At 64.4% G+C, this 22,902-nt stretch carries 14 protein-coding genes; 6 read left to right on the top strand and 8 right to left on the bottom strand.

Going from position 1 to position 22,902, the window contains the following annotated elements; all coding sequences use genetic code 11:
- Nucleotides 1-18 precede the first annotated feature (18 nt).
- On the top strand, nt 19-855 hold the full coding sequence (locus tag AT984_RS21270; protein ID WP_058721809.1) for a LytR/AlgR family response regulator transcription factor: 837 nt from the start codon (nt 19-21) through the stop codon (nt 853-855).
- Nucleotides 856-930: 75 nt separating this feature from the next.
- Here AT984_RS21270 and AT984_RS21265 read toward each other — a convergent pair whose 3' ends face one another.
- From AT984_RS21265 to AT984_RS21250, 4 genes are all read right to left on the bottom strand, one after another.
- On the bottom strand, nt 931-1,932 hold the full coding sequence (locus tag AT984_RS21265) for a diguanylate cyclase (protein WP_231741484.1): 1,002 nt from the start codon (nt 1,930-1,932) through the stop codon (nt 931-933).
- A complete protein-coding gene (locus AT984_RS21260; protein ID WP_058721808.1) occupies nt 1,929-5,855 on the bottom strand; it encodes a response regulator in 3,927 nt (1,308 codons plus the stop codon). The genes AT984_RS21265 and AT984_RS21260 overlap by 4 nt, the downstream gene beginning before the upstream one ends.
- Nucleotides 5,856-6,082: 227 nt before the next feature.
- Nucleotides 6,083-8,146: an ATP-dependent helicase gene (locus AT984_RS21255; protein WP_058721807.1), complete on the bottom strand. Its 2,064-nt coding sequence runs from the start codon at nt 8,144-8,146 to the stop codon at nt 6,083-6,085.
- An 81-nt stretch (nt 8,147-8,227) separates the two neighbouring features.
- The gene (locus AT984_RS21250; protein WP_082680246.1) at nt 8,228-9,697 is read right to left on the bottom strand and encodes a serine/threonine protein kinase; all 1,470 of its coding nucleotides are present in this window, start codon (nt 9,695-9,697) and stop codon (nt 8,228-8,230) included.
- Nucleotides 9,698-9,918: 221 nt separating this feature from the next.
- Between AT984_RS21250 and AT984_RS21245 the strand changes: the two genes are divergently transcribed.
- Nucleotides 9,919-12,414, top strand: coding sequence for an alpha/beta hydrolase family protein (locus AT984_RS21245; RefSeq protein WP_058721805.1), 2,496 nt, complete (start codon nt 9,919-9,921; stop codon nt 12,412-12,414).
- 16 nt (nt 12,415-12,430) lie between these two features.
- Here AT984_RS21245 and AT984_RS21240 read toward each other — a convergent pair whose 3' ends face one another.
- Complete coding sequence (locus AT984_RS21240) at nt 12,431-14,980, bottom strand: ATP-binding protein (RefSeq protein ID WP_058721804.1); 2,550 nt, start codon at nt 14,978-14,980, stop codon at nt 12,431-12,433.
- Nucleotides 14,981-15,003: 23 nt separating this feature from the next.
- Nucleotides 15,004-15,873 (bottom strand): ABC transporter substrate-binding protein, encoded by an 870-nt coding sequence (locus AT984_RS21235; RefSeq protein ID WP_082680245.1) that lies wholly within the window; start codon nt 15,871-15,873, stop codon nt 15,004-15,006.
- Nucleotides 15,874-16,198: 325 nt separating this feature from the next.
- Here AT984_RS21235 and AT984_RS21230 point away from each other — a divergent pair, with 325 nt between their 5' ends.
- Together AT984_RS21230 and AT984_RS21225 are read left to right on the top strand one after the other, a co-directional pair.
- Entirely contained in the window at nt 16,199-16,915 is a 717-nt protein-coding gene (locus tag AT984_RS21230; protein WP_058721803.1) for a response regulator, read from the top strand.
- A complete protein-coding gene (locus tag AT984_RS21225) occupies nt 16,912-17,604 on the top strand; it encodes an Hpt domain-containing response regulator (RefSeq protein WP_058721802.1) in 693 nt (230 codons plus the stop codon). The genes AT984_RS21230 and AT984_RS21225 overlap by 4 nt, the downstream gene beginning before the upstream one ends.
- A 39-nt stretch (nt 17,605-17,643) precedes the next feature.
- Here AT984_RS21225 and AT984_RS21220 read toward each other — a convergent pair whose 3' ends face one another.
- Both AT984_RS21220 and hemE read right to left on the bottom strand, forming a co-directional pair.
- Nucleotides 17,644-19,758: a primosomal protein N' gene (locus AT984_RS21220; RefSeq protein WP_231741483.1), complete on the bottom strand. Its 2,115-nt coding sequence runs from the start codon at nt 19,756-19,758 to the stop codon at nt 17,644-17,646.
- A gap of 386 nt (nt 19,759-20,144) precedes the next feature.
- Nucleotides 20,145-21,233 (bottom strand): uroporphyrinogen decarboxylase, encoded by a 1,089-nt coding sequence (hemE, locus tag AT984_RS21215; protein WP_058721801.1) that lies wholly within the window; start codon nt 21,231-21,233, stop codon nt 20,145-20,147.
- Nucleotides 21,234-21,332: 99 nt separating this feature from the next.
- Between hemE and AT984_RS21210 the strand changes: the two genes are divergently transcribed.
- Together AT984_RS21210 and AT984_RS21205 are read left to right on the top strand one after the other, a co-directional pair.
- A complete protein-coding gene (locus tag AT984_RS21210; RefSeq protein ID WP_156422163.1) occupies nt 21,333-21,968 on the top strand; it encodes a LemA family protein in 636 nt (211 codons plus the stop codon).
- Nucleotides 21,969-21,981: 13 nt separating this feature from the next.
- Nucleotides 21,982-22,902: a TPM domain-containing protein gene (locus AT984_RS21205; RefSeq protein WP_058722520.1), complete on the top strand. Its 921-nt coding sequence runs from the start codon at nt 21,982-21,984 to the stop codon at nt 22,900-22,902.

Here is a 22,902-nt window from a genome sequence, read left to right as displayed (position 1 = left end):
CCCACTCATCCCCGCACCATGAATCAAAGCAAATCCGTACGCGCCATTCTTGCCGATGACGAGCGCCTGATGCGCGAGCAACTGCGCAGCCGGCTGATGGAAGTCTGGCCCGAGCTGGAGATCGTGGCCGAGGCCAAGAACGGCATCGAGGCGGTGGAATTGGTGCGCCAACATCGTCCCGAGCTGGTGTTCCTGGACATCCGCATGCCCGGCCTCACCGGCGTGGACGCCGCCCGCCAAATTGCCCAGCTGCCCGAGGACGACGATTGGCTGGTGCCCGAGATTGTTTTCATCACCGCCTACGACCAATATGCCGTCGAAGCCTTCGAGCAAGGCGTGGCCGACTATGTGCTCAAACCAGCCGAGCGTGAGCGCCTGCTGGTGACGGTGGACCGCATCAAAAAGCGCCTGACGCTCAAGCAGGCCGATGGCGAAGCTGCCGATGAGTCTTCCGCCGCCCGGGCCAGCGCGCCGCTGCAGCAGCTGCTGCACAAGCTCTCATCCCAGCTCAACCCCGGCGGTGCACCCAAATACCTGCAATGGATCCAGGCCACGGTGGGCCAGGCCATCCAGATGATTCCGGTGGAAGACGTGCTCTTCTTCATCAGCGACGAGAAATACACCCGGGTGCAAACCGCCCGCGTCGAAGCCCTGATCCGCAAGCCGATCAAAGAGCTGGTCGATGAGCTGGACCCCGCCCTCTTCTGGCAGATCCACCGTTCCACCCTGGTCAACGCCCGCGCCATCGACGGCATCACCCGCGACTTCCGCGGCCGCCAGATGGTGGGCGTCAAAGGCGTGACGGAAAAGCTCGAAGTCAGCCGCAGCTATACGCAGTTGTTCAAGGGCATGTAAGACCGCCGAGCTGAAGGGCCGAGGCAGCTTTCCTGGCGCCTCGGGCGCGAGGCTGAGGGCGGCCCGCTGCAGGGCTCAATCAGACGAAGCGCTGCCCACTGATGTCGGCGCATCGCCATCGACTTGAACAAACCTGACCTGCCCGCGCCCGCCCGCCTTGGCTTCGTAAAGCATTCGGTCCGCGGCATCGATCAAATGGCCGGGCTCATCACCTTGGGCAGGGTGGGCCGCCGCAGCGCCCAAGCTGATGGTGACCACGGGGGCCACACTCGATCCCTCATGGGGAATCGCCAGGGACCGCACCGAGGCTTCGAGTTCTTGGGCCTTATGGATCGCGCCCTCCAGCGGGGTTTCCGGCAGAAGGCAGACAAACTCCTCGCCGCCATAACGGGCTAACAAATCAGCAGGCCGCCAGATGCGCGACTTCATGGCCGTAGCCACCGAGGACAAGCAGTAGTCGCCCATCGGGTGGCCATAGATGTCATTGAAGCGCTTGAAGAAGTCCACGTCGATGAAAACCAAGGACAGCGGCAGCGCGTTGCGTGCGCAGCGGCGCCATTCCTTGAGCAGGGTGCTGTTGAAATGGCGCCGATTGCTCAGGCCGGTCAAGGCATCTGTTCTGGCAATCCGCCGCAAGAGGTCGGACTTGGTTTTGAGCCGCAACTGGGTGTTGACCCGGACCAGCACGATTCTTGGATTGAAAGGCTTGGAAATGAAATCAGCCGCACCGGCATCCAGGCCCAGGGCTTCGTCATCGACGCTGGAACTCGCGGTCAGGAAGATGATCGGAATGTTCTGCGTCTCCGGGTCGCCCTTCAACTGCGTGCAGACCTCCATGCCGCTCATCCCGGGCATCACCATATCGAGCAGGATGAGGTCCGGCGGGTTCATCTTCACCATGCTCAGCGCCTGCGCGCCATTGGTGGCGACGAACACCTCGTAGCTGACCTTGAAGAGCTGATAGAGCGACTGCAGCACCGTCGCCTGATCATCCACGATCAAGATCGATGAGCGGCGTGACGGCAGCAGCGGGTTCTCCTCAACGTCGTCCGGCAAGTCCACGAACCCTGATTTCACAATGATGCTTTCCTAAGTTGTAGCAAGACCTTGGCCGCTTGTTGGAAGTCGAGCTTGGCCATGGCCGCGTCAAGCCCCGTCAAGTCTGCGCTGAACACCTTACCCAAGTCTGATCGCATGGCCTCAAACGCCTCGCTTGCGCGCATATTTCCATCATGCAAGAGTGCAAGCAGCTCCTCAAGTCGCTGCGGCAAATCTTCGCTCGCCGTTGTAAGCGCAGCGGTGGCGGCTACGGCCTGATCCGGCAGCGGTGCGTGTTGCGCCAGATAGGCCTCAAGGGCGTCGACCGTCTGCTGCACCACAAGCTCCAAACTGCGCAGCAAATCGTCGATGAAGGGCCGTGCCAGGCCAGTTGCGCTGCCTGCTTGTTCTTGAATGCGGTCCTCGGCTTTGCTCGCCACCTCCGCCAGCAACACCGCACCGGTCATGCCTGCATTGCCTTTGATGGTGTGCAAGAGCCGGATTGCCGCGCTACTGTCCCGACCGCCTTCTTCTCGCAATTGTTCCGGCAAAGAGGCCAGCGAAGCGATCAGGTGGCGGACGCTGCGCTGCAGCAGCGCCTCGCGGCCGCCGTAGCGGTAGAGCGCCAGCGGCATATCCAGGACGGAGGGTCCAGCGGCGGCGGTTTCATCTCGGGACGGGCGCGGCGCACTGTCGATGGGCAGCGGGTTCGAACGCTTGACATGGTGCCTGACGACCTCGATCAATTCGGCGAAATCCATCGGCTTGCCGATGTGCTCATTCATGCCGGCATCGAGGCAGGCTTGGCGGTCGGCCGGCAGGGCATTGGCCGTCATGGCGATGATGGGCAGCGCCGTCAGCCCAAGCTCGCGGCGGATCAGGCGGGTGGCCTCATAGCCGTCCATCTTCGGCATCTGCACATCCATCAAGACCAGGTCAAACAAGGGCTTTGCCGCCCGCACCGCATCAACAGCGGCCTGACCGTCCACCGCCAGCGAGACTTTGGCACCTTCGTCAATCAACAACTCCGTGGCCACCTGCTGATTGAGAGGACTGTCCTCCACCAACAAGATGTGCAAACCCTGGAGCTGCATGGCGCTGACATGGCTGGCGCGGGTGGCCACTTCTGCAGTCGATTTCACTCTGGCGCGGGCTTCGGTCACAGCGTCCAAAAGCATCGAGGGTGTCAGCGGCTTGATCAGGAAGCCGTCCAAGCAATCGCTCGACACTTCAGCCTTCTTCGCCAACACCTCACGCTCATGCGCGGTCACCATGATCAGCACCGGCGGCTTGTCCTGGGCAAGATGGCGAATCCGCTCACACACCTCCCAGCCGTCCATCTCGGGCATGCGCCAGTCCACCAGCACCACATCGAAGGGGTGATTGTTCGCGGCAGCATCGGCCACTTGGCTCAGGCCCTGCGGGCCACTTTCAGCCAACTGCATTTGCCAGCCGAACGCGTGCCCATAGGTCGAAAGTAGCTCGCGCGACAGCGCGTTGTCATCGATGGCCAGCACCCGCAAGGGCTGTGGTGAAGGCGTGCGGGGTCGCGCTTCATCGACCGCCGCAGTTCGATTCAATATGACTTCAAAGCCGAAACAACTGCCCTTACCCAGCTCGCTCTGCACGGTCAGCACGCCGCCCATCAAGTCCACAAAGCGCTGGCTGATCGCGAGCCCCAGCCCCGTACCGCCGAAACGTCGGGTGGTTGAGGCTTCGGCCTGCGAAAAGCCTTCAAAAATGGTTTGCAGCTTGTCCGCCGGAATGCCGATGCCGGAGTCCTGCACCGAAAACTTGGCCTTCACATGATGCTCATCCATGACGATCGCATCGACGGCAATCACGACCTCACCCTGGCTGGTGAACTTGATCGCATTACCGGCCAGATTGATCAGGATCTGCTTGAGGCGAAGGGCGTCCCCAATCAGCCCATCGGGCATCTGGGCGCAGATCTTGAACAAGACTTCGATGTTCTTCTCACCGATGCTGGCCGACACGATCACCGCTAGATCGTCCAGCAGCTGGCTCAAGCTGAAGGGCTGCGGATCCAGCGCCATCTTGCCGGCCTCGATTTTGGAGAAGTCGAGGATGTCGTTGAGTATCGAGAGCAGCGACTTGGCGGCCAGCTGTGACTTCTCAACATAGTCAAACTGGCGCGGCGTCATATCGGTGCGCCGCATCAACTGAAGCATGCCCAACACCGCGTTCATCGGCGTACGCAACTCGTGGCTCATATTGGCGAGGAACTGGCCCTTGGCTGCACTGGCGGCCTCCGCCTGCTGCGTTCGGAGTTCAAGCTCTTCGTTCAGACTCTGCAGCTTGACCTGGCCCTGCTTGATCTCGGTGATGTCGGACACCAGCACGAAGAATCCGCGCAACACATCGCCATCCATATCGGGCACGTAATGAGCCCAGGTATAGCCCGTCGATCCATCGGCCTTGGTCAGCGTCCTCTCGAAATGCTGCGCCTCACCACGCAGTGCCGCCTGGATGTAGGGAGTATTTTTGGCGAACAAGTCTGGCCCAAATAACTCGGTCATCGAGATGCCGGTCATCTGCTCATGCGTTCTGCCAAACCACTGTTGGTAGGCGCTATTCGAGAATCTGCAATGCAGACTTGCGTCCCAATACGCGACAAGGCCGGGCAGCACATCCACGAGGATGCGCATGAAGCGGTCACGCTCGACCAACCCTGCCTGTGCTTGTTTGCGATCCGAAATGTCGAGGTGGGTGCCAAACATCCACTCGGGCTCGCCGCCCGCCAGCCTTGACTTCAGGCTGCCCCGCGTCTGAACCCACACCCAGTGGCCCGCGCGGTGTCGCATTCTCAGCTCGACGTCGTAGTAGGCGCTTCTGCCTTCAAAGTGCGCCGTCAAGGCAGCCGTAGCCCGGGCCAAATCCTCATCGTGGCAAAGCCGCTGCCAGGTCGAGACGTCGGTGGGCGCCAGTTCCGCCAAGGTGTAACCCAGCATGCTCGCCCACTTCTCGTTCAGCTTCAGCGCCCCGGTCTGGACATTCCACTCCCAGATTCCCGCGCCGGTGCTCTCGATCACCGACGCCAAAAACTGGCGTTCGTCATTCAGGGTCCGCTCGGCGGCAACGGTGTCGGTAATGTCCTCGACCGAGCCCACGAAACCAAGCAATTCTTCATCCTGCCCAAGCACGGCCTTAGCCCAGGCTCGCACATTGCGAACCACGCCCGGTGCCGGAACAACTCTGTAGACCTGCCGAAAATCTTGGCGCGCCCGCAAGGTCCGGCGCAACTCCTCCAGCATGTGATCGCGATCTTCAGGGTGCAGCGTCTGGCTGTAGCCGGAGCCCAGGCTTTGCGCCAGCGTCAGACCATGAATTTGCTGCCAGCGCGCATTGGTGTAGATGCACTCGCCAGCGGCATTGGCGCTAAAGATGCCTAGCGGCGCGGCATCGCTCAAAGCTCGAAACTTAGCCTCGGTCTTATAAAAGGCAAGTGCATCGCGACGCCGCTCCAGCGCGGCGGCCGCGGCCTTGGCGAGCAATCTCAGAACGGTGCGCTGGTGATCATTGAGGTGCCTGGGCTTGCGGTCAATCACGCACAGAGTGCCCACCTTTTCACCGCTGCTCAGCGTCAGGCTGGCGCCGCAGTAAAAGCGAATATTGGGATCGGTGGTGACCAAGGGGTTGCTTGCAAACCTGGGGTCATCCGTCGCGTTGTCGATCTCGAACAGATCGTCTTGCAGGATGGCATGCGCGCAGAACGCAATGTCACGCGGCGTTTGCTCTGCGCCAGGCAAGCCCACATTGGCCTTGAACCACTGGCGCTCCACATCGACCAAGCTGACCAGCGAAATCGGCACCTCGCAAACAGCAGCCGCAGCCTGCACCAGCGCATCAAACTCCACCTCCGGCCCCGTATCGAGAACGTCAAGATCCACCAAAGCCTTGATGCGCGCAGGCTCGTCCTTAGCTAGCAGTGCAGCAACCATAGTGATCCAAAGTTCAGTCCCGATATCGTCACATTATTGACGCGCGGGAGCGGAACAAACGCCAAATCTTGACGGGGCACTAGTTTTCGGTTCAGGGCAGCGAAAACCGCGGCTCAAGCTCTTTACTACGGAAGCGCGCTAGCGTAGGTAGACCCGCCTCCAAATGCGCCTCAAATTGTCGGCGGCGGTGAATCGCCCCGGGGCGATTCACCTGCCCAAAACCCGACTCAAGCCTTCTTGCCTTCCGCCGCCTGTGCCGCGGTCGAAGCCGCGCCCTTGGCGGCAAAGGTCTCGCGCAAGCGCTTGAGTTTTTCGCGCGGGTCTTCCTTGACCTCGTTCTCGTTCAGGCGCATCTCGGTGATGAAGCGGCTGGGGATGCCCATCACCAATTCGCGGCTCTTCTTGCGCCGACGCAGGGTGCTGACGGCCAAGGTGGTGCGGGCGCGGGTGATGCCCACATACATCAGCCGGCGCTCTTCCTCCAGGCGCTGGGCGGTCATCTCTTCGTCGTCGGCCTTGAAGGGCAGCAGGCCTTCGTTGACGCTGGCCAAGAAGACATGCGGCCACTCCAGGCCTTTGGAGGCGTGCAAGGTGGTCAGGGTGACTTGGTCTTGCTCATCGCCGCGCTCGGCCATGGACAGAATCACGCTGATGGTCTGCGCCACCTGCAGCACGGTTTGCTTTTCGCTTTCAAACTGGCTGCCGCTGTCTTGGGTGATTTCGCCGCCGCAGCGCTTGGCCACCCAGTCGACAAAGTCCAGCACATTGTTCCAACGGGCGGCGGCCACCTTCTCGTTCTCTTCGTTGTCGTAGAGGTGTTGCTCGTAGCCGATGTCTTTGAGCCATTCCAGCAGCAAGGCCTTGGCCTCTTTATTGCCGCTGGTGGTCTTGGCCTTGAATTCGAGATCGGTGATGTAGCGGCCAAACTCGTGCAGTGAGCCCAAGGCCCGCGTGGTCATCACGGTGGCCAGGCTTTCGGCGAACAGGGACTCGAACATGCTGCACTTCCAGCGCCCGGAGAACTGGCTCAGTGCGCCCAGGGTCTGGTGGCCAATGCCGCGCTTGGGCGTGGTGATGGCGCGCAGAAAGGCCGGGTCATCGTCCTGATTGACCAGCAGGCGCAGCCAGGCGCACAAGTCCTTGATCTCGCTCTTGTCGAAGAAGCTCTGGCCGCCGGAGACCTTGTAGGGAATCTCGGCGCGGCGCAGGGCTTGCTCGAAGATGCGGGCCTGGTGGTTGGCGCGGTAGAGGATGGCGAACTGCTTGAACTCCTTGGCCTTGCCATCGGCCATCAAGGCCTGGATCAGGCTGACGGCGCGTTCGGCCTCATGTTCCTCACCATCGGCTTCGATCAGCTTGACCGGGTCGCCGTCGCCGAAGTCGCTCCACAGCGTTTTCTGGAACAGCTTGGGGTTGATGGCGATGACGTTGTTGGCCGCACGCAGGATGGCGCCAGTGGAGCGGTAGTTCTGCTCCAGCGGAATCACCTTGAGCTGGGGGAAGTCCACCGGCAGGCGCTTGAGGTTTTCAATCGTGGCGCCGCGCCAGCCGTAAATGCTCTGGTCGTCATCACCCACGGCGGTGAACATGGCGCGCTTGCCCACCAGCTGCTTGAGCAGGTCGTACTGCACCGCATTGGTGTCTTGGTATTCGTCCACCAGCACATAGCGCAGCTGGTCTTGCCAGCGGCCGCGCGCTTCGGGATTGGACTCCAGCAGGCGCAGGGGCAGGCTGATCAAATCGTCAAAGTCCACCGCCTGGTAGGCGGCCAGGCGTTCTTGATAACGCTCCATCACAGCGGCAGCGGCGCGTTCGTTATCGTCCTTGGCGATCATCATCGCCTGCTTGGGCGTGAGGCCCTGGTTCTTCCACAGCGAGATGGTCCACTGCCAGGATTTGGCTTGGTTGGCGTCCACCGTGCCGCCGGCATCGCGTAGCAAGCCCAGCACATCGTCGCTGTCGAGGATGGAGAACTGCTCCTTCAAGCCAACCAGCGTGCCCTCCTGGCGCAAGATGCGCACGCCCAGGCTGTGGAAGGTGGAAATCACCAGATCCTTGGCCGCCCGCGCGCCAATCAGGTGCTTGGCACGCTCGCGCATTTCCTGCGAGGCCTTGTTGGTGAAGGTGATGGCGGCGATCTGCTTGGATTGGTAGCCGGCTTGCAGCAAGCGCGCAATTTTTTGCGTGATGACCCGGGTCTTGCCAGAACCGGCGCCGGCAATGACCAGGCAAGGGCCGTCCAGATGGTGGACGGCCGCCAATTGGGCAGGATTCAGGGTGTTTTCGGCCATGGCTTTCTCGGGCTGGGGCGCGAATCATAGCCAGCCGGGCGGCGGCTGGCGGACCGAAGGGCTTGATTCAGATCGCCCCGCTCAGGGACGCAGCCCGCCGGGCGGCGCAAGCTCGACCTGGGCGTTGCCCGGTGCCACGGGCGTGGCCTCGGTGACCGCGCCGCTCATCAGCAAGTCGGGCCGGCCGGTATTGGCAGCTTGATTGGCGGCTTGCTTGGCGTCTGAGTCGCTGGCTGGAAGCGGCGCCAGTTTGCTGGCCGGTGCGGGCGTGGTGCGCGGCCGCAAAAGCGGTTGTGCTTGCGGTTTGGGCGCCGCATTGGCCAGCCCGGGCGTGGGCTCGGGCTGGTTCGTCAGAACGGAATTAGTGGCCGCAGGCGTAGCGGCGGTGGCTGTGCTGGCGTCGGCAGGGGCCTTGTCTGCTGCACCGCCGCTCTCGCTGAGCAAGCTGGGCTTGGCATTGGCGCTTTGGCTCGAACTCTGGCTTGGGCTTGGCCGCACACCACCCGCCAGCCGTTGCGCCCAGGCCGAAGGAACGGCATCACGCCCCAGCCAGCCCGCCAGCGTCAGGCTCAGGGCCACGCCGCCGGCCGCCAGCCAGAGGGAACGACCGCGCTTGGATTTGGCTCCGCCCCAGGCTGAAGCGGCAGCGTCGCTGACCAAGGCTTGGGCTTGCGGCGCCCGCTGCGAAGGCATGGGCTGGAAGCGCAGAGCGGAATGGCCGTCACCCGCCAGCCAGGCGCGCAAATCATCGGCCAAGGCCTCGACGCAGCCGTAGCGGAAATCGACCTGCTTGGCATGCGCTTTGCGAATCAATGCCTCCAGGCTGAAGCGATCCTTGGGGCTCAAGCTGGCCAGGCTGGCCTCATCCAAGCAAGCGGCCAGCAGTTGGCCAACGCCAAACACCTCGCTCGCCAAGCTGGGCGGATGGCCGGCGGCCACCTCGGGGCTGGCATAGCCCGGGGCCGAGCTAAGCGCCATCACATGCTCAAAAGGGTCGCTCGGGTCGGCCATGCGCAGCAGGCCCAGCGCCATCAGCTTGAGCTGCTGGCGGCGGTCCAGCCACAGCATGGCGGGGTCGATTTCGGCCCACAGCCAGCCCTGGGTGTGCAAAGCGCGCAAGGCTTCGCAAAAACTCAGCAGCAACTCGATGCGGGCACGCAGCGGCATGGCGGCTGCGGCCTGTAGCAGCGGCTGGCCGCCTTGCACTTGTTCAAACACCAGATAAGGCTGGCCTTGCGGCGTGACACCACTGTCGGTGGGCACGGCAATCATGGGCTGGCCGAGCTGCTCAAAGTCAGCCGCCAAGTCGCCAAAACGCAGCATCAGGCCCATCGCGCGCTCACTGCGCGGCAGCAGCAGCACGGTGGCTTGTTTGTCTTTGGCCAGGGCGTGGCTGGCTTCATACCATTGCGCCACGGGGCCGGCCGAGGCTGCAGCCGCCTCGCGGGCCGCCGCCAAGGCCTGACGCACCCGCCACACGCCCAGCGCCGCGCCAACGCCCAGCAAAGCTGGCGCGGCAGGCGGTGGAAGGGCGAGTTCAGGCATGCGCATGACGGGTTTTCGCTGATGTTAGGTTGCTCGAATAGCCAAGCCGGGCACTGCATCCCCGCATCTGGGGGAGCCAGCGGGCCGCTGCCACTCACACAGGGGGGAGTCGTCAGCGCAGTGCCGCAGCCGCGCCGGTCCCGGCGCGAACTGGCATCATCCCAGCTTTTGGGCCGAAATTGAGGCCCCTAGCTTGGGGCAATCGTCCCTAAATCTGAAGACAAACCATGCAAAAGCCTCCTCGGCCCCACCGACGCCAGCCCACCGCCCTGCTCTTCGCCTCGGCCGCTTTGCTGAGCCTGGCCCTGCCCAGCGCCGCCCTGGCCGCTGGCAATAGCACGGCGAATGGCAACAATGCCAAAGCCCTGGCCCTGAGCTACCAGCAGCCCTCGGCCCCGGTGCGCGCCCTGCTGGACGCGCCCAATCTGCCGCGATCCATCATTTCGCCCGACCAGCAAACCCTGGCCAGCGTGCAACTGCGCCGCCTGAACAATCTGGAAGAGCTGGCTCGGCCGGTGCTGCGCCTGGCCGGCCTGCGCATTGACCCGGGCTGCGCCTGCCCGCAAGCCCAGCCGGTGATTCAGAACCTGCGCCTGCGGGCGCTGCTGGACCCGCAAGCGCCGGAGCGGCCGGTGGCCTTGCCGAGCGAAGGCAAGTTCCAGGCCTTTCACGCCTTCCACTGGGCGCCGGACGGCCAGCGTTTCATCCTGAGCCGCCGCACCGCCACGGCCAGCGAGCTGTGGGTGGGCGATGCCCGCACGGGCGAGATCCACCCCATCCCCAAACTCCAGCTCAATTTGGTGCTGGGCGGCACCGAGCCGGTCTGGCTCAGCCCTACCGAATTGCTGGTGCTGGCCCTGCCCAAGCCGCGCGGCGCCCCGCCCAGCTTGCCGGCCGCGCCCGCCGGGCCGGTGATTCAGGAAAGCCTGGGCCGCAACTCGCCCGAGCGCACTTATCAAGACCTGCTGAGAAACGCCCATGACGAGGCCTTGCTGGCCTATCACGGCCGCAGCCAGATCACCCATGTCAATCTGCTGACCGGCGCCACCCGCCCGCTGGCCGAGCCCGGCCTGTTCAGCAGCCTGGCCGTGACCGGCGAGGGCGCGGCCCAAGTCATTCTGAGTGAACGCCTGCTGCGCCCTTTCAGCTACACCCTGCCCTGGCAGGACTTTGCCCGCAGCGTTGAGCTGCGCCGCCGAGACGGCCAGCCGCTGCGCGAGTTGGCCCGCCTGCCGCTCAAGCAAGGCGTGGTGCTGGAAGGCGTGCTGCCGGGGCCGCGCGGCTTCCAGGCCTCGCCCGGCAAAGATGCGGCGATCTTCTGGGTCGAAGCACTGGACGGCGGCAACCCCAACCAGGCTGCCGCGCTGCGCGACCGCCTAATGCGCCTGGACCCGCCATATTCGGGCAAGCCACAGGTGGTGGCGCAACTGCCCCAGCGCCTGACGCGCCTGAGCTTTCTGGACGACGGCGAACACGCCCTGCTGACCGAGTTTGACCGCCAGAAGTCCTGGCTGCGCACCAGCTTGCAGCCCTTGGCGGGCGGGCCGGGCAAGACCTTGTTCGAACACGCTCTGCGCGAGCGCTATCGCCACCCCGGCACGCCGCAAACCCATATGCTGGCCAATGGCCGCAATGCCGTGATCAGCGACCAGGGCGCTTTGCTACTGGCCGGGCCGGGCGCTGGCCCCAAGGGTGAGCGGCCCTTCCTGGACCGCCTCTCGCTGCAGGACCTGAGTACGCAGCGGCTGTTCCAGTCCGATGAAGACGCCTACGAGCAAGCCGTGCTGCTGCTGGACCGCGGGCGCCTGATTACCCAGCGCGAAACCGAAACCGAGCCGCCCAATCTCTTCCTGCGCCAAGGCACCGGCCTGAGCCAGGCCCGGGCCCTGAGCCGCAACAAAGACCCCAGCCCGCAGCTGCGCCAGATCCGCCGCGAGTTGGTCAGCTTCAAGCGCGCCGATGGGGTGGAGCTGAGCTTCTGGCTCTATCTGCCGCCCGATTACAAGCAGGGTGAACGCCGCCCGGCGCTGGTCTGGGCTTATCCGCTGGAATACACCGATGCCAGCACCGCCAGCCAGGTGGGCGGCTCCAGCAACCGCTTTGCCAGCTTCGCGCCGCTGAGCCCCTTGATGTTGGCGATGGACGGCTTTGTGGTGCTCAGCGACGCCACCATGCCGGTTGTCGGCGATCCCAAGACGGTGAATGACAGCTTTGTGGAGCAGATCACCATGAATGCCCGCGCCATCATCGACAAGGCCGAGGAGCTGGGCGTGGTGGACCCCAAGCGCATGGCGGTGGGTGGCCACAGCTACGGCGCCTTCATGACGGCGAACCTGCTGGCGCACACCTCGCTGTTCAAGACCGGCATTGCCCGCAGCGGCGCCTATAACCGCACACTGACGCCGTTTGGCTTCCAGAGCGAGCGCCGCTCACTGTGGGAGGCGCGCGATGTTTATCTGAAGCTGTCGCCCTTCCTGGTGGCCAACCAGATCCGCGAGCCGCTGCTGCTGATTCACGGTGAGGCGGACAACAACTCCGGCACCTTCCCGCTGCAGTCAGAACGCCTCTACCAAGCACTGGCCGGCACCGGCGGCACGGTGCGTTATGTGTCCCTACCCTTCGAATCGCACGGCTACACGGCGCGCGAATCGGTGGGCCATGTGCAGTGGGAAATGAGCAACTGGCTCAAGCGCTATTTGGGTGACCCGCGCGGCGACAACTGAAATCGCGGAGATCCAATCAGAAGCTGCCCATCTGCGAGTCCGGTGAGGAGCGCGGCGGCAGCACGATGTGCAGCAAGGCGCCACCGCCCGCGCCGTTTTCGGCGTAGATGCGGCCGCCATGCACCTCCAGGATCTTGCGGCAGATCGCCAGGCCCAGGCCGGTGCCCCCGGCGCCGTCCTTGGTTTGACTGGACTGGACAAAGGCCTCGAAGATCTTTTCCAGTTCGGCCTCGGGGATGCCCGGGCCTTGGTCGGCCACGCTGAGATGGGCTTCGCCGTTGGCGCTGCGCTCGGCGCTGAGCCGCAGCTGCCCGCCCTGCGGCGAGAACTTGATCGCATTCGCCAGCACATTGCGCAGCACCTGCGAGAAGCGCACCGCATCCACCTGGGCGGCCAGGGGCTGGTCGGGCAGCTGCAGGCTCAGCTTCAAATGGCGCTGATCCAGCAAGGGCCGCAGCTCGCGCAGCACTTGTTGCACCAGGCCGCGCAAGTCGGTGCGCTCAAGCTCAAAAATGCCCACGGCGCTTTCGATCTTGGCCACGTCCAGCAAATCATTCACCAGCGCCAGCATGCGCTCGCCCGAGGCATGGATTTCCCCGAACATCTCCACCAGCGAGGCATGCTCGCGCGCCTTCTTCAATCCCAGCTCCGAAAAGCCAAGGATGGACTGCAGCGGCGTGCGCAGCTCATGGCTCATATTGGCCACGAACTCTGACTTGGCGCGCGAGGTTTCCTGCGCCACATCGCGGGCCTCGCGGGTGGCGCGCTCGGCATTGCGGAACTCGGTCACATCCATCAGCGTGCACAAGGTGCCGCGCACGCCGCCGTTTTCATCGGGCACCAGCACCTTGGTGATCAGCACATCGTGCCGCTGGCCGTCGGCGCCCATCAGCTGGGCCTCGTAACGCAGCTGACCGCCCAGAGCCATGCCCTGAACCTTGGCTTGCGCCATCAGCTTCCTGTCTTGCTCGCGGTGCTGGGCCGCGTCAGACGGCAACAGGCTGCGGCCCAGCGGCTTGCCGATCACATCGCCGCGGCGCAGGCCGGTGAACTGCTCCCAGGCCTGATTGAGGCTGAGGTAGTTGAAGTGTTGGTCGTACATGGCCACCGGCAAGGGGCTCATTTCCAGCAGCACACCGGTCAAGGCGAGTTGCTGCTGCAGGCGCTGGCGTGAGTTGGTGCGGTCGGTGACATCAATCGCGCTGCCGGCAAAACCAATCAAGGTATTGCGCCCGGCCACCGGGCCGAACAGCGGCATCACCGCCACATCAAAGTACAGCAACTCACCGCTGGCCGCGCGAACCGTGATGGCGGCGGTGCGGATGCCGATGCGATCGTCCGGGTTGAACAAGGCTTGCACCTGCAGCCGACCCGCGGGCTCCACCAGTTCTTGCAGATGGCGGCCAATGGCCTGCTCGGCGCGCTCCTGGCTGAGCACTTCCCAGCGGGCATTGACGTAAGTGATCGCTCCCTGGGCGTCGGTGCGGAACACCAACTCCTGCAGGCTTTTGAGCAAGACCTGCAATTCGCGCTCGCGCCAGGCGACCTGCTCGTGGGCCGCATCCAAAGCCTGGCGGGCCGATTCGCGCACACTCAGGCTGCGCAAGGCGATAACGCAGGCGCCAGCAATCAGACTCAGCGCGCCGGCACCGAAGGCCAGCAACCACAGCATATTGTCGCGCCAGCCTTGCAAGGCGGTGGGCAGGTCCAGCTCCACCGACACCAGCAAAGGCCGGCTGCGCGAGACCCGAAACGCCACCACCTGTTCGCCCGGCAACACGCCGGCGCCCACATAGCTGCCATGCTCACGCTTGGGCAGCCAGTCGGTATAGATCGGATGCGTGAGCAGGCGTGCCGAGGGTTCCACGCTGACGGTTTCGGTGGCGGCCAGCACCTGGCCCTCGTAGCTCATCAGCGCCGCGATGCTTTTGCTGCCCGCCATGGTCAGCTGTTGGTAGGTGGCCAGGGTCTCGGGGTTGATCAGGGCCACCAGCAGCAGGTTGGCGCCATTGGCCGTACGCACCTGGCGCAAGAGGGGCAGCATGGTGACCGTGACCCGCGCAGGCGCCGGGCCGGGCAGCAAATCGGCCAAGCCGCGGCCAGCCAGCAAGCTTTGCAGGCGCTCGGCCCCCACCGCCGGCCAGGGTCCAAGCCGCTTGAGGTCGATCACATGGCCAACATCGTCATGCACCGAGCTGGCCAGCACCCGGCCTTGAGGGTCAATCACCGCCAAACTGCGCAAAAAGGGCAGACCTTGCAAAGAGTTGCTGAGCAAAGGCTGCAGCCGGCCCGGGTCGGCCTGCGATTGCTGGGAAATGGTCTCGGCCAAGGTGCGCAGCATCAGGGACGAGGTTTCCACGCTGCCGGTGGCGTGATCCGACAAAACCCGCGCCAGCAACTCGCTGCGCTCAAAGGTGCTGAGCAAGGCTTCGCGCCGCTCGTACCAGGCCAAGCTCACCAAGGTCAGCACCAAGGCCGCGGCCAGCAAGCCGCCCGAGACCAAAACGATGCGGTTGGACGCGCGGCGAAGCAGGAAGCGGCGGCTGAAGGCTGGCGCGGCGGGCATGTGAGGGTCGGCGGCCGCTGCGCTCAGTTCACCACGATGGCGCTCAAGCCGTGGCGCTTGGCTGCGGCGGCCAAGCGGCCGTCGCGCTTGATGGCCGCCACAAACTCATCCACCCGCGCCAGCCAAGCCGCGTCACCCGGCTTGACGGCATAGGCGTAGGGCAAGGTGTAGAAAGGCTGGGGCGGCGAAATCAGCTTGGCCCAGTCCGCGTTCTCCAGCAGGCGCCGGCTGTAGGGATAGTCGGTCATGAAAACATCGACACGGCCGCTTTCCAATTCCTGCTCACGGGTGGCGGGCGGCTTGACCACCGTCATGCGGGCGTTCTTCAGCGCGGCGGCCATCACCGGCTCCATGAAGGTGCCGGCCTGCACGGCCACCACCACGCCGGGTTTGTCGATGTCGGCCCACTCGCGCACGCTGCGGCTGGTGCGGCTGGCCACGCCGTAGATATCGCTGCGCAAATAGGGCTGGCTGAAACTCAGGTGCTCTTTGCGCTGCGGCAGCACGCCGATGGCAAACATGGCGACGTCACAGCGCTCACCGGTGACGTCGGCAATCAGTTGCACAAACGAGGACTCCACATATTGCAGCTTGACCTTGAGGTCACGCGCCAACTCGGCGGACAACTCGATGTCGATGCCGCCAAATTGCTGATTGCGCGGGTCGCGGTAGGTGACGCCGTAATAGTCCGGCCAAATGCAGACCCGCAGCACGCCGCTGCTACGCACCCGCTCCAGCACGGGGGATCCTGCTTGCGCGGGAGCGCCGGCCGGGCCGGGTTTGGCCCCCTGCGTGGCTGGCGCCACCTGCGCACCGGCGGGCTGCAGCGTTTGCAGCGCCACCAGGCTCAGCACCGCAGCCCACTGACCGGCCAACTTTCCTGCTTGCAACATCTTGTGTTTCTCCAGGGCTTGGGTGAATTGGCAGAGCAAAAATCCAGCACCTTGCGCGCCGACCCGACATCGAGCACCGCGCTTCTTGCATCATCCCCGCTGCCGAGCCTGATTGCCCGCGCATGGACACTTCGCGTTCGCAAAAACCGGCCCTTGTGCGCATTCGCCCGAATTGCTGCAGGCTTCTCGGCGGGTTCACCAAAATAGATGCCAGTCTGCACAGGCCGCGCCGCTAAATACTATTTTCACCAATGAATTTATCAATGGTGCTGATTTGCCGGGCAATTTTGCGCCAGCTCGTGTGAAATTTCGGCAAAATCGAACAATGCCCAACAATAAAGCACAAGCCGCCAACGACAGCCCGGACTGCAGCACCATGGAGGTCGCCCGCATGTTGGGCTTGGCCGTGCGCTCGGTGCAGCTGATGGTCGATCGGGGCGATCTGGTGGCCTGGAAGACGCCGGGCGGGCACAGACGCATTTCGCGCAATTCGGTGGAAGCCTGGACCGCCCAGCGCCGCGGCAGTAGCAACATTGCCAACGGCAACGCCCGCACAGAACGCCGCCCCGAGTCCAGCGCGGGCACCAGCCTGCAGACGCGCCCACGGGGCAACCGCAGCGGACGGACGACCACGGCGCCGCGCGTGCTGCTGATCGAAGACTCGGTGCACTTTCAGAACCTGGTGTCGCTGCTGGTGGGTCAGCATTTCCCCGGCGTTGATTTGCACATCGCGCAAGACGGCATCGTCGGCCTGGCCATGTGCGGGCAATTGCTGCCCGATGTGCTGATCGTCGACATCTTGTTGCCCGGCATTGACGGCGCCACCCTGATCACCAGCCTGCGCTCGCAAGCGCAGTTCGCGCAAAGCAAGCTGATCGTGGTGACCTCGCTGGACGAAGAGCAGCGCGCGCCCTACGCCTTTGCGCTGACCGGCGTGCCGGTGGTGCACAAACCCAATCTCGTGCGTGACTTGCCCCCCCTGCTGCGCGAGGCCTTGGCCGACGCCGTGCCAGTTGCTGACTTGGCCGACAGCCATTCATGAGTTTGCCGCGCGTTTTGCTGGTGGAGGACAACCTCCCCGTCCAGCATTTCGTGCGCGCGGCGCTGGAAGATCTGCCGATTGAACTGCATTGCTGCAGCAGCGTTGATGCCGCCTTGGCCAGCTTGGCCGAACACGCCGCCGCGCTGATCCTGACCGACCTGATGATGCCCGTGCGCACCGGCTTCGAGCTGGTGCAGGTGCTGGGCGAGCAGCCCGCCTTGCAAGGCCAGGCCAAGCTGGTGATCTTCAGCGCCGGCCTGAACGAAGCGGTGCGGGCGCGCCTGCAGCAGCCCCATGTATGGCGCTTGCTGTCCAAACCCTGTTCGCTGGCCGACTTGCTGGCCTGCGTGCAAGAGGCCTTGGCACTTGGCCAAGCCACGCCAGGCGCCGCGCCGCAAGTGCTGGCCCAACACTTTCAAGGCGACCAAGCCCTGTACACGGCCTTTCGGCAAAGCTGCTTGAAGCAGTTCCCGGCCGACCTGGCCTGCGGCGACCTCGCTTGCGTGCGCGCTGATGCCGGCGCCCTGCAATTGCTGGCGCACAGCCTCAAGTCAGCGCTGCAAATGCTGGGCGACACCGCGGGTCATGATCTGGCCAAGCAGCTGGAACAAGCCGCCGCTCAGGGCGACTGGACGAAGGCCGCTCCCCTGTGGCAGCAGCTCAGGCAGGTGCTGGCACAGATGCGCTGAGCGCGGCCAAGCCAGCCAGCGCGCTTTGGCGCTGACGACTCAGATCGCCAGCGGATCGACATCCACCGCCCAGCGCAACAAACCTTTGTGTTCGCGCTTCAGGGCGTGCAGCTCGGGCATCCAGTGCCACAGCAGGCGTTGCAGGGCGCTGCGGTTACTGGCTTCCACCAACATCTGCATGCGCTCCACATTGGCCACCCGCGCCACACTCATCGGAATGCAGGGGTAGACCAGAACCTGCGCCGCCTCGGGCATCTGCTGGGCAAAGGCCGCCGCGGCGTCGAGAAAGCCCTTGGCAGCCTCCGCCGTGCGGCCTTCGGCACGCAACAGGGCCAGGTGGGCATAGGGCGGCAGGCCGGCGGATTCACGCTCGGCCAGCTGGCTGGCGGCGAAGGCCTCGAAGTCATGTTTGGCCAATGCCTTGTACAGCGCATGCTCCGGGTGCCAGGTCTGCACCCACATCTCGCTGCGGGCGGCCTGGGCGGCGTCGCGCCCTGCCCGGCCGCCGGCTTGCATCAAGAGCGCGAACAGGCGCTCGGGCGCGCGGAAGTCGCTGCTGAACAAGGCGCCGTCCGGGTTGATGGCGGCGACCAGGGTGATGCCGCGGAAGTCGTGACCCTTGGTGATCATCTGCGTGCCGACCAGGATGTCCACCTCGCCCGCATGCACGGCCTGCAGCTGGGCTTCTAGCTGGCCTTTGTGCTTGGTGGAGTCGGCGTCGATACGGGCGACGCGGGCCTCCGGGAAGGTTTCGGCCAGCTGCTCTTCCAGGCGCTCGGTGCCCCGGCCCAGCGGCGCGATGTCTTGATTGCCACAGGTCGGGCAGGCGCTGGGCACCCGCTCGGTGAAGCCGCAATGGTGGCAGCGCAGTGTGCGGTCGCCCTTGTGGAAAACGCGCCAGGCACTGCAGTGCGGGCAATCGCTTTTCCAGTTGCACTCACCACAGTGCAACACGGGCGCATAACCGCGCCGGTTCAGAAAGATCAAGCTCTGCTCACCGCGTTCGAGCCGGCTGCGCAAGGCCTCGATCAGCGGCCGCGTCAGCGCCGTGGTCACGCCCTTGCTGAGCGGCAAGAGCTTCATGTCAAACAAGCGCACCTTGGGCAAGGCGCCGCCGCCGATCCGGCCGGGCAAGGCCAGGCGCTTGTAGCGGCCCTCGTTGGCGCGCTGCCAACTTTCCAGCGACGGCGTGGCCGAGCCGAGGATGACCGGTAGCTTCTCCAGATGCGCGCGATACACCGCCAAATCGCGCGCCGAGTAACGCGCGCCGTCTTGCTGTTTGTAGGAGGGGTCATGCTCCTCGTCCACCACGATCAGGCCCAGGCGGGGCATCGAGGCGAACACGGCCAGGCGGGTGCCCAAGACCAGTTCGGCCTCGCCCAGGTGGGCAGCCAGCCAATGGCGCAGGCGCAGCGCCGGCGTCAGGCCGCTGTGCAGGGAGACGATGCTTCGGTCGGCAAAGCGCTCGGCGAAGCGCGCTTCCAGCTGCGGGGTCAGATTGATCTCGGGCACCAGGACCAGCACTTGGCGGCCCTGTTGCAGCGCGTGTTCGGCCGCGCGCAGATAGACCTCGGTCTTGCCGCTGCCGGTGATGCCGTAGAGCAAGACCGGCGCGGGGGCCGGGCTGGTGAGCATCTCGTCCAGCTGACGCAATACCTCGGCTTGTGCCGGGCTGAGTTCGGGCGGCTGGGCCGCGGCCGCACGGCCCGCCTCTGCTTGCGCACCCCGGGACTCGGCCCCCAGCTTGGCCACGCGTTTGAGGCGCAGCTTGAGCTTTTGCCCGTCCAGCTCACGCAGCTGCGGCGGCAGCACCGACAAAGCCACCTCGCCCACACTGCGCTGGTAATAGCTGGCCGCAAATTCAACCAACTGGCACCAAGCGGCGCTGAGCGGCGGCAAGCCATCCAAGGCCGACAAAATGGGCCGCAGCAAGGCGGGATCGGTGTCGCCAGACGGCTCACCCGGCCAAACAATGCCCATCAGCTCACGCCGCCCCAGCGGCACGCGCACCAAGCTGCCCGGCGCCAAGGCTTTAGGGCTCAGATAGTCGAGCGGCCCGGTCAGGCCACTGTGCTGCGGCGTATCCACCGCCACCCGCAGCCTCACCATCGCGGCGGGCTGGTCGGCGGACGCATCAGCCACCGGCTCACTCATGCGGGCGCCCGGCCAAAACCGGATGGCTGCTTAAATTCTTAGTCCTAACCTTAGATTTACGCGCTAAGTGCATGATTTAGAAGGGCCAGGAATGGCGCCGATTTGAGCGCCAATTCAGCTGTGGATAACTTTGTGGGAAAAGTGCTGGCAACCGTATCAATTTGTCTCTGTCACCCAAGCCAGCCGTCGACGACGAATTTCGGGGGAAAGTTTACAAACTGTTTTAAATCAAGCACTTAGCATTCAATCGGGAAAACCATAGGCTGCGCTGCAACATGGATTCCCCCTGTGGGCAAGCTGCCCTGTTTTGGGGATAAGTCAAAACCTGAGTGCTTACTTCACGTTTTATCCGCGCCAGAAAACACCCTGGCGTGGCGCTTGCTCCGTCAAAGTGCGCGCAGCTTGCGTGAGTAGCTATGCACCTCGTCCACCAAGGCTGTCACGTGTTCAGGGGGCGTGAACTGGCTGATGCCATGGCCCAGGTTGAACACATGGCCATCCCAGCTGCCGTCGGCGCGGCGCGGGTTGCCAAAGCTGTCCAGCACGGCGCGCACCTGGGTACGCACGGCGTCTGGCGGGGCGAACAAAACGTTGGGGTCCAGATTGCCCTGCAAGGCCACCCGGTTGCCCACCTGAGCGCGGGCGCGGCCCAGATTGGCGGTCCAGTCCAGGCCCACCACATCGGCGCCAGCATCGGCCAGCTCGTCCAGCCACAGGGCGCCGCCCTTGGTGAACAACAGGCGCGGAATGCGCTTGCCGTCATGCTCGGTTTTCACCTGCGCCAAGACGCGGCGCGAGTATTCCAGGCTGAATTGCTGGAACATGCCGTCGGCCAGCACGCCGCCCCAGGAATCAAAAATCATCACGGCCTGCGCGCCGGCTTCGATCTGCGCGTTGAGGTACTGGGCCACCGAATCGGCATTGATCGCCAAGATGCGATGCATCAGATCGGGGCGTGCGTACATCAGGCTCTTGACCTGACGGTAATCGTCCGAGCCACCGCCCTCGACCATATAGCAGGCCAGCGTCCAGGGGCTGCCGGAGAAGCCGATCAAGGGCACGCGGCCGTTCAGGGCTTTGCGGATCGACGAGACAGCGTCGAACACATACTTCAGCTTGTTCATGTCCGGCACGGCCAACTCGGCCACGGCGGCTTCGTCGCGCACGACCTTAGCGAACTTGGGGCCCTCGCCCTGCGCGAAAGTCAAACCCAGGCCCATGGCGTCGGGCACGGTGAGGATGTCGCTGAACAGAATCGCGGCATCCAGCGGATAGCGCTCCAGCGGCTGCAACGTGACCTCGGTCGCGTAGTCGCGATTGGTGGCCAGGCCCATGAAGCTGCCGGCCTTGGCACGCGTGTCGCGGTACTCGGGCAAATAGCGTCCGGCCTGGCGCATCAGCCAGACGGGCGTGTAGTCAGTGGGCTGGCGCAGGCAGGCGCGCAGGAAGGTGTCGTTTTGTAATGGTGCGCTCATGGGCGGCGATTATCCTTGCTCGTGAACCTTGCCATTCGATATGGCTCAAAGCAGAGTGATACTTCGCCTCGTTGCACGATCAATTTCTGGAGGATTTTCATGACCCGCATGTTCCAACGCACGTCCCTGGCCGCCTTTGTTCTCGCCGCTTCCGTGGGCCTGTCGGGCTGCGGCTATAACGAGTTCCAGAAGCTGGACGAAAGCGTCACGGCGAGCTGGTCCGAGGTGCTGAGCCAGTATCAGCGCCGCGCTGACCTGATCCCAAATATCGTCAACACCGTCAAAGGCGAGGCCAATTTCGAGCAAGAGACGCTGACCAAGGTGATCGAAGCCCGCGCCAAGGCGACCAGCATCCAAGTCACGCCCGAGCTGGCCAAGGACCCCGAGGCGCTGAAGAAGTTCCAGGCCGCGCAGGGCGAGGTGTCGAGCGCACTGTCGCGCTTGCTGGTGGTGAGCGAGAACTACCCCAACCTCAAGGCCAATCAAGGCTTCCAAGACCTGCGCGTGCAACTCGAAGGTACCGAGAACCGCATCACCGTGGCCCGCAATCGCTACATCAAGAGCGTGGCCGAGTACAACGTGCTGGCGCGCAGCTTCCCCAGCAACCTCACCGCCAAGGTGATGGGTTATGAGGTCAAGCCCAATTTCACGGTCGAGAACGCCGCAGCCATCAGCACCGCGCCGGCGGTGAGTTTTGACACCGCCAAGCCTGCCGCCCCAGCTGCCTCCAAATAAGGCAGCGCCCATGATGCGCCGCCTTGCAAGTCTTTGGACCTTGCTGCTGTGCCTGGTTTGGGCGCCGGCTTTGTGGGCCCAGGACGTTCTGCCCATCCCGGCCCTGAGCGGCCGTGTCATCGACCAAACTGCCACGCTCAGCGCAGCGCAGCAGTCAGCCCTGGAGGCCAAGCTGGCGGCCTTCGAGCAAGCAGCCGGCTCGCAGCTGGTGATCTTGCTCGTGCCCAGCGTCCAGCCGGAAGACATTGCCGCCTACGCGCAACGCGTGGGTGACAGCTGGAAGATCGGCCGGCGCGGCGTGGGCGACGGCATGCTGATCGTCGTGGCCAAGAATGACCGCAAGGTGCGCATCGAGGTGGCCAAGGCGCTGGAGGGCGCGGTGCCCGACTTAGCGGCCAGCCAAATCATCCAAAACGCCATCACACCGGCCTTTCGCAAGGGCGACTACGCGGGCGGCTTGAACCTGGGTATCGATCAACTGCTGGCCCGCATACGCGGCGAGAACCTGCCCTTGCCCAGCCAACCCTCTGGTGCCAAGAAGGCCTCCTCACAAGGCTTTAACTTTGAAGAACTCGGCGCGCTGATCTTTATTGGCGTGCCGGTGCTGGGCGCCGTGTTGACCGGCATCTTTGGCCGCAAACTCGGCAGCCTGCTGACCGGCGGCGCCGCCGGCGCGCTGGGCTGGGTGCTGGCGGGCAGCCTGATCGTGGCGGGGCTGGCGGGCGTGATTGCGCTCGTCTTGGTCGGCGTCATGGGCGTGGGCGGCGGCGGGGGTCGACGCGGGGGAGGCGGCGGTGGCTTTGGCGGCGGCAGCGGCCCCATCATCTTCGGCGGTGGCGGAGGCGGAGGCTTTGGTGGGGGCGGCGGCGGTGGCGGTTTTTCCTCGGGCGGCGGCGGCGACTTTGGCGGCGGCGGTGCCTCCGGTGATTGGTGA

This window comes from Paucibacter sp. KCTC 42545, assembly GCF_001477625.1.
Taxonomy (GTDB): domain Bacteria; phylum Pseudomonadota; class Gammaproteobacteria; order Burkholderiales; family Burkholderiaceae_C; genus Paucibacter_A.
Note: the sequence above shows the minus strand (reverse complement) of the source record. Positions and strands in the feature narration are given on the sequence as shown.